Below are 9,609 nucleotides of genomic sequence, written 5' to 3'. Positions count from 1 at the left end.
GGTGGCTCTACCCGGTTGCGCAGTCGCAGCCGTTCCAGTGGCGGGTTTTGGGGGTCTGGCCGATGCCCGGGTTGAACGTGTTGCTGGGGTCGAGCTGCTGGTAGAACGCCGCCAGCGCCGGCTTGGCGGGGTACAGGTGGCCGACGTTGTGTTCGGCCGGGTATTCGGCGCCGCGCGCGTCGAGCAACGTCCACATGGCGTGCTCGATCGCCAGCGGATCTTCGCCCTTGCGCACGATGTAGTCCTGGTGGAAGACGTGGCAGAAGAAGTGCCCGTAATACAGCTTGCCGGCCAGCTTGGCGTCGATGGCCGCCGGTAGCTGTTCCACCCACTGGCGGTCATCGCGGCGCAAGGCCACGTCCAGGGCGACGATATCCTCCACCGCGTCGCGATGGACTTCGCGATACCGCACGGCCGCGCCCGCCACCGCAAAGCGGTGCAGGAACGCCTTGCGGCCTTCATCGGCGGTGCACCGGAAGAAGTCGCCCTCGGCGGCGGCGAAGTGCGCGCGCAGGAAGGTCTCGGTGGCCGCCGCATCCGCGGCCGATACTTTCAGCAGCAGGTGGTGCTCGTAACGGTCACGGAACTGCGTCATGCGCGGCGGCAGATGCCGCGGCAGCAGCCGCGTCATGGCCTGGATGACGCGGTCGGTTACCCCGCGCAGGCCAACCGACTCGAACCAACCGTCGATGCGGCTTTTCAGCGCGAACGCGGCCGGTACCCGCGCGGTGCCCAGCCGATCGATGAGCAGGAAGGTGTCCTTGCCGTAGCGCTCGCCGATATCAAAGGCGTCGCGATGCAGGTACTCGCCGGAAATCGGCAGGCGCTCAAAGGCCGTCAGCAGATGGCGGCGGACCGCGGTGAGATCCTCCATCGCGTTGCTGCCGATGTAGAACACCTCGGCCTGTTCGCGCGCGAAGGTATCCAGGCGTACCGCGAACACCGCCAGCTTGCCGGCCGACCCGGCCGCTTCGTAGTGGCGTGAGGGATCGGCGTTATAGCGGGCCGGGGTCGACGCATCGACCTGGCGTACCTGCTTGGCATAGCGCGGATCGGAGGCAGCGCGGTCCGTGTCGTTGTCCACGTCGGTGCGTGCGTAGTCGCCGCGCTGCAACCGCTCCAGGATCTGCTCGGGGGTGTGGCCCAGTGCGATGCCGAGATGATTGACCAGCTGCAGTCGCCCGTCCGCGTCGACCTGGGCAAACAGCGCCATCTCGGTATACGCCGGACCTCGCCGCACCAGCGCGCCGCCGGAATTGTTGCAGACCCCGCCCAGCACCGAGGCGCCAATGCACGACGAGCCGATCACCGAGTGGGGTTCGCGGTCCAGCGGCGCCAGTTCCTTCTCCAACCGGTCCAACGTCGCCCCGGGCAGACAGACCACCTGTCGGCCCTCGTTGATCAGTTGCACGCCGGTCAGGCGCAGCGTGTTGAGGATCACCACCGGCCGGTCGTAATCCGCGCCATCGGGCGTGGAGCCGCCGGTCAGGCCGGTGTTGGCGGCCTGCATGATGACCACGGCATCGGCGGCCACCACCGCCTGCAGCACGCGCCACTGCTCCAGCAGAGTGCCCGGGCGCACCACCGCCAGCACCGGGCCATCACCGAAGCGATAGCCCTTGCGGAAGCGCCGGGTCGGCTTGTCGCCGCACAGCACGTGCGCATCGCCGACGATCGCGCGCAGCTGCGCCAACAGCGCGGCCGTGCCCTGGGATGCAGCGTTCATGGCGCGGCCGCGAGGCGACGGGTGGCGTCCACCAGCGAATCGCAGCTGATGTCGACGATGGTCTTCGCCCCGGTGAGGGTCATTGCGACCCGCATTTCCTTGGCCATCAGGTCCAGCAGATGGGCGACGCCGGCCTCGCCCTGCGCGGCCAGCGCATAGACGAACGCACGGCCCAGCAGCACGCTGTCGGCACCGAGCGCGAGCATGCGCACCACGTCCAGACCATTGCGGATGCCCGAGTCGGCCAGGATCTTCAGCTCACCCTTCACCGCATCGGCAATGGCCGGCAGCGCACGCGCGGTGGACAGCACGCCATCCAGCTGGCGGCCGCCGTGGTTGGAGACCACGATGCCGTCGGCGCCGAACCGCACCGCATCGCGCGCGTCGTCCGGGTCGAGGATGCCCTTGATCACCATGGGCCCGGTCCAGAATTCGCGGATCCACTCCAGGTCTTTCCAGGAGATGGACGGGTCGAAGTTGGCGCCCAGCCAGCCGATGTAGTCCGCCAGCCCGGTCGGGCTGCCGCGATACGTGGAAATGTTGCCCAGGTCGTGCGGACGGCCGAACAGGCCCACGTCCCACGCCCAGCGCGGGTGCGTCACCGCCTGCAGCATGCGCCGCGCCGGCGCGTTCGGGCCACTCATGCCCGAGTGCGCATCGCGGTAGCGCGCGCCCGGCGTGGGCATGTCCACCGTGAACACCAGTGTGGTCACCCCGGCGGCCTTGGCCCGCTCCAGCGCATTGCGCATGAAGCCGCGGTCCTTGAGCACATACAGCTGGAACCACATCGGGCGGTCGATGGCCGGTGCCACCTCTTCGATCGGGCAGACCGACACCGTCGACAGAGTGAAGGGAATGCCGCGACTGGCCGCCGCCCGTGCCGCCTGCACTTCACCGCGGCGCGCATACATGCCGGTCAGCCCGACCGGTGCCAGCGCCACCGGCATCGCCAGGCGCTCACCGAACAGCTCGGTGTCCAGACGCAGCTCGGCCATGTTGCGCAGCACGCGCTGGCGCAGCGCGATGTCGGCCAGGTCGGACACGTTGCGCTTGAGCGTGTGTTCGGCATACGCGCCGCCATCGATGTAGTGGAACAGGAACGGCGGCAGCCTGCGCTGCGCGGCCGCGCGGTAATCGGTGGAGGCGGAGATGATCATGGGAATCAACCGTGGGCAGAAGGAAGCCGCGAGGCGCGCGTGCGCCGGGCCTCGTTGTCGTCGAGCGTGCGCAGCGAGGTGTGCACGAATTCCAGATGGGCGTGTGCGGCGGCACGCGCGCGTTCGGGATCGCCGGACAGCACCCCGTCCATCATTTCGCGGTGCTGCACCGACAAGGGCTCGAAGGTGCGTGGCGAGGTGTACAGCTTTTCGCGGCTCTGCGAGATGTTGGTCTGCAACAGCTCGAACAGGCCGCGCATCACCTGTAGCAGCACCAGGTTGTGCGAAGCCTCGGCGATGGCCAGGTGGAAGGCCGCATCGGCGCGCGCCTCACCGGCCGGATCGTCCTTGCCGTGTGCGGCCATCATGGTGTCGAAGGCGTCGCGGATCTTCGCCCGGTCCGCATCGGTGGCGCGCAGCGCGGCGTGCCAGGCAGTGGCGCCTTCCAGCGCGTGGCGGATCTCCAGCACGTCGAAGCGGTACTCCGGGTCGCCCTGGAACAGCGGCAGGTACGGCATCAGCGGTTCGTCGATGGCCTGCCGGGCCCGCGCGGCGGGTTCGGCCACGTAGGTGCCACCGCCTACCCGCGCCGTCAGCAGGCCCTGGCTGGCAAGTTGGGCGATGGCCTCGCGCAGGGCGGTGCGTGACACCCCCAGCTGTACGGCCAGTGCCCGCTCGGCCGGCAGCCGATCCCCCGGCTGCAGGTTCTGCGTGCTCACCAGGCCACGCAGCTGCGCGGCCACCTTGTCGGACAGGCGTTCGTTCTTCATGCCGTCATTGTCGCCCGCGTGGCGTGATCCGCGCATGGCTCAGGGAATCATCCAGGTGAGCCAGTACGCCTGCAGCGTGGTGATGATGCCCACCATCACGGTGAAGATCAGGCTGTGCTTGACCGTGAAGCGGAACAGGTCGGACTCCTTGCCGGCCAGCCCCACCGCCGCGCAGGCGATGGCGATGGACTGCGGGGAAATCATCTTGCCGGTCACCCCGCCGGTGGTGTTGGCCGCCACCAGCAGCACCTCGGACACGCCGATCTGCTGGGCGGTGGTGGCCTGCAGCGCCGAGAACAGGGCGTTGGACGAGGTGTCCGAGCCGGTCAGGAACACGCCCAGCCAGCCCAGGAACGGCGAGAAGAAGGTAAAGGCCTTGCCGGTGTGGGCCAGGGCCAGCGCCAACGTGGCCGACAGCCCCGAGTAGTTGGCGATGAAGGCAAAGGCCAGCACCATGCCGATCGAGTAAATGGGCACCTTCAGCTCGTTGGCGGTCTCACCGAAGGTGCGCAGCGCCGCGGCCGGGCGCATCTTCAGCAGCACGATGGCCAGCACCGCGCCAAGCATGATGGCGGTGCCGGTGGCCGATACCGCATCGAACTTGTACACCGCCTCGTAGGCGCTGGGCGATGGGACGATGGGCGGCATTTTCTGCACCAGCTGGTCCAGCCCCGGCACCGGCAGCTTCAGCACCCAGTGCTCCAGCGGCCCGCCAGCGGCGAACAACGCCTTGAACGGCTTGATGCTCCACACGGTGACCATCGCGGTCAGGATCAGGAACGGCGACCACGCCTTGATGATCTGCCCGGTGCTGTAACGCGGGGCGTCCAGCGCCTGCGCCGCGGCCTCGGCACTGGTTTCGGTATCGAAGCGGAAGATCCGCACCGGTTTCCAGCGGCGCAGGAACAGGGTCAGGCACACCAGCGAGGCCAACGAGGCGGTGATGTCCGGCAGTTCCGGTCCGATGAAGTTGGAGGTCAGGTACTGCGCGATGGCGAACGAGCCGCCGGCCACCAGCACCGCCGGCCAGGTTTCCTTGACGCCGCGCCAGCCGTCCATGATCGCCATGATCCAGAACAGCACGATGATGGTCAGGAACGGCAGCTGGCGGCCGGCCATCTGCCCGATCTCGAACGGATCCAGGCCGGTGACCTGGCCTGCCACGATGATCGGAATGCCCATCGCGCCGAAGGCGACCGGCGCGGTGTTGACGATCAGGCACAGCCCGGCCGCATACAGTGGTTTGAAGCCAAGCCCGACCAGCAGCGCGGCGGTGATCGCCACCGGCGCACCGAAACCGGCCGCCCCTTCCAGGAACGCACCGAAGGCGAAGCCAACCATCAGCATCTGCAGGCGCTGGTCTTCGGTGACCGAGAGGATCGAGGCACGGATGATGTCGAACTGACCGGTCTTGACCGAGACCTTGTACAGGAACACCGCCCCCAGGATGATCCAGGCGATCGGCCACAGCCCGTAGATGAACCCGTACGCGCCCGCAGCGAATGCCTGCTGCACCGGCATGCGGTAGAACAGCAGCGCCACCGCCAGCGCGATGGCCACGGTAAGCGTCCCGGCCAGCCAGCCCTTCATGCGCAGCACGGCCAGGGCGACGAAGAAGAAGGCGATCGGCAACAGCGCGATCAGGCTGGACAGCCACAGGTTGCCAGCGGGGTCATACAGTTGTTGCCAGGGCTGCATCGGCGAATCTCAACGGGACGGACGGAAGGCCGCGCACGGAAAGTGCGGGGCCGGCATGCGTTTCTACCCCTCCCTTATTGGTACGACCAATAAGTAGCAGAAGGGGTAGAAAGTGTCCGCATTGAAACGCCAATTGCGCGACGAGCCTATTAGACCATAGGTCTATGCCCTGTATTTTGGTATGACCATTAGCTGCAGCCGCAGTCGCTCGCGGGGCCCTTCAACTCCACCCCGTTCCCATCCGGGTCAAGCAGATACACCGACAGACCATCGCCTTCGGCACCGTAATTGCTCTCCGGCTTGCCCCGCAGCTCCACCGCGTGCATCTGCAGATGCGCCCGCAGACGCTCCACATCGAACGGTTCCACGCGCAGGCACAGGTGCTCCAGGTTGCGCCCCTGCGCCCCCGCCGCCGCGCCACCGGGGGTGCCGAGCTTTCCGTCCACGGCGACCAGATCGATCATCGACGTGCCGGCGTGCAGGTGCACCATGCCCAGCGACGGTCGCTCGCGCGCAACCGTGCAGCCGAGCACATCGCGGTAGAACGCCACCGCACGCGGCAGGTCCTGCACGCGCAGCACGATGTGGTCGATATGCTGGATCTGGAAGGGACGGTCGCTGCTCATGATGCCTCCAGTTTCTTGGCGATCCGACTGAACACCGCCAGCACGATCAGACACAGAATGCTGACGCCGATGGCGATGACGTACTCGCCGATGCCCACCGCGATGCCGATCGACGCCGACATGATCAATGAGCTGGCCGTGGTCAGGCCGCTGACCTGGTCATCGCGCGACCCGCGCAGGATGGTGCCGGCCGCCACGAAACCGACGCAGGCCACTACCGCCTCGATCAGACGCACCGGATCGACCTGCAGCAGGTCGCGATAGCGCTCCTGCTGGAAGTGTTCGGCGATGCTGTCGCCGAGGCCCACGATCAAGGCCGCCGCACCGGCAATGAGCATGTGGGTGCGCAGACCGGCCGCGTGTTTGCCCATCTCGCGTTCGATGCCGATCAAGCCACCAAACACCATGGCTGCGGCAATCCGCAGCAGTATCGATAGATCCTGTTCCAGTCCCATCCGTACGTCCTCGCCTGTTCGGCCCAGCCTTGCGTGGCGGACGTGGCAGCGCCGTGAAGAGGCGCGTGAGGCGGATGTGCACGGTCATGCGGCAGTGGGTTGCCGCATGACCGCCAGGCACCGGTTACTGCGCCAGGTAGCCGCCGTCGATGGCGTAATACGTGCCGGTCGCGAACGAGGCATCGTCGCTGGCCAGCCAGGCCACCAGCGCGGCGACCTCATCGGGCTGGCCGAGACGGCCCAGCGCGTGCTTGCTTTCCAGCGCCTTCCTGACCGTCGGGTCCATCTTGTCCAGCAGCGGGGTGGCGATGAAGCCGGGGCCGACCGCATTGACCCGGATCCTGTCGCCGGCGTGCTCCCACGCCGCGGTCTGGGTCAATCCGACCACCCCGTGCTTGGCGGCCACGTAGGCAGCGGAATTGTTGAACCCCACCTGCCCCAGGATGGAGGCCATGTTGATGATGCTGCCGCCCTTGCCGCTGCTGCGCATGGCCTGGATCTGCGCACGCTGGCACAGGAACACACTGGTGAGATTGACGTCGAGGACGCGCTTCCAGCCGTCCACCGGGTAGTCGCCGCTGGTCGCCGACGGCCCGCCGATGCCGGCGTTGTTGACAGCGATGTGCAGGCCGCCCAGCTCCTGCACGGTGCGCTGTACCGCCGCTTCAACGGCCTTTTCGTCGGTGACGTCGAGCGCGATGCCGATCGCCTTGACGCCCTTGCCGCGCAGCGCCTCGGCGGTCTTCTGCACCGCGTCGTCCTTCAGATCCCACACCGCCACCGCTGCGCCGGATGCTGCGAGCAGTTCGGCCGCGGCCAGGCCGATGCCGGACACGCCACCGGTCACGATCGCCACCTTGCCCGTGAGCTGATAATCAATCATCGCGTTGTACCTCTGGTTGGAACATGTCGCAGGAAACACCTGCATCCCGCACTACGCTACGCCGGCCATGCGTTACGCAACGTGCACACAGACGCCCGCAACAATGCTTCCCATCGCTGCAACGCACCTGTGCCTATGCTGGCGGTCGTACGTCCACATTCTGTTTGTCCAGGCTGCATCGACGCAGCCCTCCCCCAAAGGTATGCCCATGACTTCCACCAGTGACGGCCCATTGTTCACCCCTACCCGGCTCGGCGCGATCGCGGTGGCCAACCGCATGGCGATGGCCCCGCTTACCCGCAACCGCGCCATCGAAGGGCGCGTGCCCAATCCCCTGGCGATCCAGTACTACGAACAGCGCGCCAGCGCCGGCCTGATCATTGCCGAGGCGACCCAGATCAGCCCGCTCGGCCAGGGCTACCTGGACACCCCCGGGATCTACAGCCAGGACCAGATCGACGCCTGGAAGAAGGTCACCGACGCGGTGCATGCGCGCGGCGGGAAGATCGTGCTGCAGCTGTGGCACGTCGGCCGCATCTCGCACACCAGCCTGCTGCCCGATGGTGAGGTGCCAGTGGCGCCGAGTGCGCTGCCGGCCAAGGCCAAGACCTTCACCAGCAAGGGCTTCGAGGATGTCTCGGCACCCCGCGCACTGGAACTCTCCGAGATTCCCGGCTTAATCCAGGACTACCGCCAGGCAGCGCGCAATGCGATCACCGCCGGCTTCGATGGCGTGGAAGTACACGCGGCCAACGGCTACCTGATCGACCAGTTCCTGCGCGACGGCAGCAACCAGCGCACCGACGAATACGGTGGCAGCATCGAGAACCGCACGCGCCTGCTGGATGAGGTGGTGCGTGCGATCGCATCGGAGATTGGCCCCGAGCGTACCGGCGTGCGCCTGTCCCCGGTGACCCCGGCCAACGACGCTGCCGACTCCAATCCCCAGCCGTTGTTCGAACGCGCCGTGGAACGCCTGGATGCGATTGGCCCGCTGGCCTTCATCCACGTCATCGAAGGCGCCACCGGCGGCCCGCGCGACAACATCGCGTTCGACTACGCCGCGCTGCGCGCGAAGTTCAAGGGGGCATGGATCGCCAACAATGGCTACACCAAGGACACCGCCGAAGCCGCCATCGCCTCCGGCTACGCCGACGTGATCGCCTTCGGTCGTCCGTTCATTGCCAACCCCGATCTGGTCGAACGCCTGCGCCTGGGCGTTGCATTGTCCGACCTCGACCCGGACACCCTGTACGGCGGCGGCTCGCGCGGCTACACCGATTACCCGAGCGTCTCGGGCGCATGACGCAGGCACCGACCCGGTAGAGCCGACCGTTGGTCGGCTGTGCTTGGTAATGCCGACCGTTGGTCGGCTGTCGTGGGTAATGCCGGTCGCTGGCCGGCATTACCGCATCGCGGGCGTGACGTCGCCGCCCTGCAACACCGGCATCAACGCGTCCGGCAACCGGCAGGGCTGCTGCGGCATGCTGTCCTGCCGCCATCCCTTGCCCAGCATCACCCCTGCTCCCCGTGCGAGCGCGTCATCACCAGGCGCCGGGCAGCTGACGTCACTGACCAGCACCTGCCCGTCGCGATCCAGCCACTGCTGCACGAAATACGGGCCATCGGCCAGCTGCATCGTGCCCAGGTTGAGCCGGACCACCGCCTGCCCCTGCACGCTTCCCTGCCAGGTCGTTTCCAGCGCCACGCCGGTGAAGGCCAGGCGTCGCCGCATCAAGACCCTGTAATCCGCATCCAGCAGGGAGAGCTCCTCATCGCCGTTCTCCAGAGAACGCCGCGTCAGTGTGCGGTCTTCGCCCCACGGCAGGATCTCCAGGTACCGGGGAGGCAGCGGCTCGCTGCCATCGGCCAGCATCAGGCCCTGCTGCCCCTCGCGACGGAACGCCACACGCCGTGCATCCATGTGCTCGACCCCATCGACAGCGTTCCCGATCACCTTGCCACGCGCGATGTTGTACAGCTGGTTCTGGCCGGTGGCCTGGTTCCACAGCAGCAGCAACGGCGGCACCACGTGATCGTCATCGATCGCCAGGCCTTCGGGCACCGTGTGTGCGGTCGTGCCATCCCACCACAACCGCGCCGAGGACTCGCCCACGAACGTGCCCAGCAGCCCCCCGGCCACCGCGTCCAGCCTGTCGACACTGGACGGGGCGAACATCACCTGGCCCTTGCAGTCGAATACGGCAGCAGTGCGACCGTCGGCGGCAGCCCGAACGCGCCACGCGGGTGCCTGCCGTTGCTCGTCATCGGGCGCGTCCAGCACCGCAGCCAGC

At 67.4% G+C, this 9,609-nt stretch carries 8 protein-coding genes and 1 pseudogene; 1 reads left to right on the top strand and 8 read right to left on the bottom strand.

Going from position 1 to position 9,609, the window contains the following annotated elements; translation table 11 throughout:
* Positions 1-7: 7 nt before the first annotated feature.
* The 7 genes from dld to DBR34_RS15180 all read right to left on the bottom strand — a co-directional run bounded on the left by dld (position 8) and on the right by DBR34_RS15180 (position 7,315).
* Positions 8-1,726, bottom strand: a complete 1,719-nt coding sequence (gene dld, locus DBR34_RS15210; RefSeq protein ID WP_128097424.1) for a D-lactate dehydrogenase — start codon at positions 1,724-1,726, stop codon at positions 8-10.
* A complete protein-coding gene (lldD, locus tag DBR34_RS15205) occupies positions 1,723-2,883 on the bottom strand; it encodes an FMN-dependent L-lactate dehydrogenase LldD (protein ID WP_128097423.1) in 1,161 nt (386 codons plus the stop codon). The genes dld and lldD overlap by 4 nt, the downstream gene beginning before the upstream one ends.
* Before the next feature lie 5 nt (positions 2,884-2,888).
* Positions 2,889-3,653, bottom strand: a complete 765-nt coding sequence (gene lldR, locus DBR34_RS15200; RefSeq protein ID WP_128097422.1) for a transcriptional regulator LldR — start codon at positions 3,651-3,653, stop codon at positions 2,889-2,891.
* A gap of 39 nt (positions 3,654-3,692) precedes the next feature.
* Positions 3,693-5,351: an L-lactate permease gene (lldP, locus tag DBR34_RS15195; protein WP_128097421.1), complete on the bottom strand. Its 1,659-nt coding sequence runs from the start codon at positions 5,349-5,351 to the stop codon at positions 3,693-3,695.
* 188 nt (positions 5,352-5,539) lie between these two features.
* Positions 5,540-5,977 (bottom strand): VOC family protein, encoded by a 438-nt coding sequence (locus tag DBR34_RS15190; protein WP_128097420.1) that lies wholly within the window; start codon positions 5,975-5,977, stop codon positions 5,540-5,542.
* The gene (locus tag DBR34_RS15185) at positions 5,974-6,432 is read right to left on the bottom strand and encodes an MgtC/SapB family protein (protein ID WP_038687960.1); all 459 of its coding nucleotides are present in this window, start codon (positions 6,430-6,432) and stop codon (positions 5,974-5,976) included. Before DBR34_RS15185 ends, DBR34_RS15190 begins: the two co-directional genes overlap by 4 nt.
* A gap of 124 nt (positions 6,433-6,556) precedes the next feature.
* Complete coding sequence (locus DBR34_RS15180) at positions 6,557-7,315, bottom strand: SDR family NAD(P)-dependent oxidoreductase (RefSeq protein WP_128097419.1); 759 nt, start codon at positions 7,313-7,315, stop codon at positions 6,557-6,559.
* Positions 7,316-7,517: 202 nt separating this feature from the next.
* On the opposite strand from DBR34_RS15180, the gene DBR34_RS15175 reads away from it, so the two are divergent.
* Entirely contained in the window at positions 7,518-8,621 is a 1,104-nt protein-coding gene (locus tag DBR34_RS15175) for an alkene reductase (protein WP_258223973.1), read from the top strand.
* 99 nt (positions 8,622-8,720) lie between these two features.
* Here the strand turns inward: DBR34_RS15175 and DBR34_RS21465 are convergent.
* A pseudogene (locus DBR34_RS21465) lies at positions 8,721-9,609 on the bottom strand (hypothetical protein); the annotation flags it as partial.

Source organism: Stenotrophomonas sp. HMWF003, from assembly GCF_003061285.1.
Taxonomy (GTDB): domain Bacteria; phylum Pseudomonadota; class Gammaproteobacteria; order Xanthomonadales; family Xanthomonadaceae; genus Stenotrophomonas; species Stenotrophomonas maltophilia_AP.
Note: the sequence above shows the minus strand (reverse complement) of the source record. Positions and strands in the feature narration are given on the sequence as shown.

Bases quoted from the DNA above. Each gene is read 5' to 3' on its own strand.
- dld (WP_128097424.1), bottom strand. From the start codon at position 1,726: ATGAACGCTGCATCCCAGGGCACGGCCGCGCTGTTGGCGCAGCTGCGC.
- lldD (WP_128097423.1), bottom strand. From the start codon at position 2,883: ATGATCATCTCCGCCTCCACCGATTACCGCGCGGCCGCGCAGCGCAGG.
- lldR (WP_128097422.1), bottom strand. From the start codon at position 3,653: ATGAAGAACGAACGCCTGTCCGACAAGGTGGCCGCGCAGCTGCGTGGC.
- lldP (WP_128097421.1), bottom strand. From the start codon at position 5,351: ATGCAGCCCTGGCAACAACTGTATGACCCCGCTGGCAACCTGTGGCTG.
- DBR34_RS15190 (WP_128097420.1), bottom strand. From the start codon at position 5,977: ATGAGCAGCGACCGTCCCTTCCAGATCCAGCATATCGACCACATCGTG.
- DBR34_RS15185 (WP_038687960.1), bottom strand. From the start codon at position 6,432: ATGGGACTGGAACAGGATCTATCGATACTGCTGCGGATTGCCGCAGCC.
- DBR34_RS15180 (WP_128097419.1), bottom strand. From the start codon at position 7,315: ATGATTGATTATCAGCTCACGGGCAAGGTGGCGATCGTGACCGGTGGC.
- DBR34_RS15175 (WP_258223973.1), top strand. From the start codon at position 7,518: ATGCCCATGACTTCCACCAGTGACGGCCCATTGTTCACCCCTACCCGG.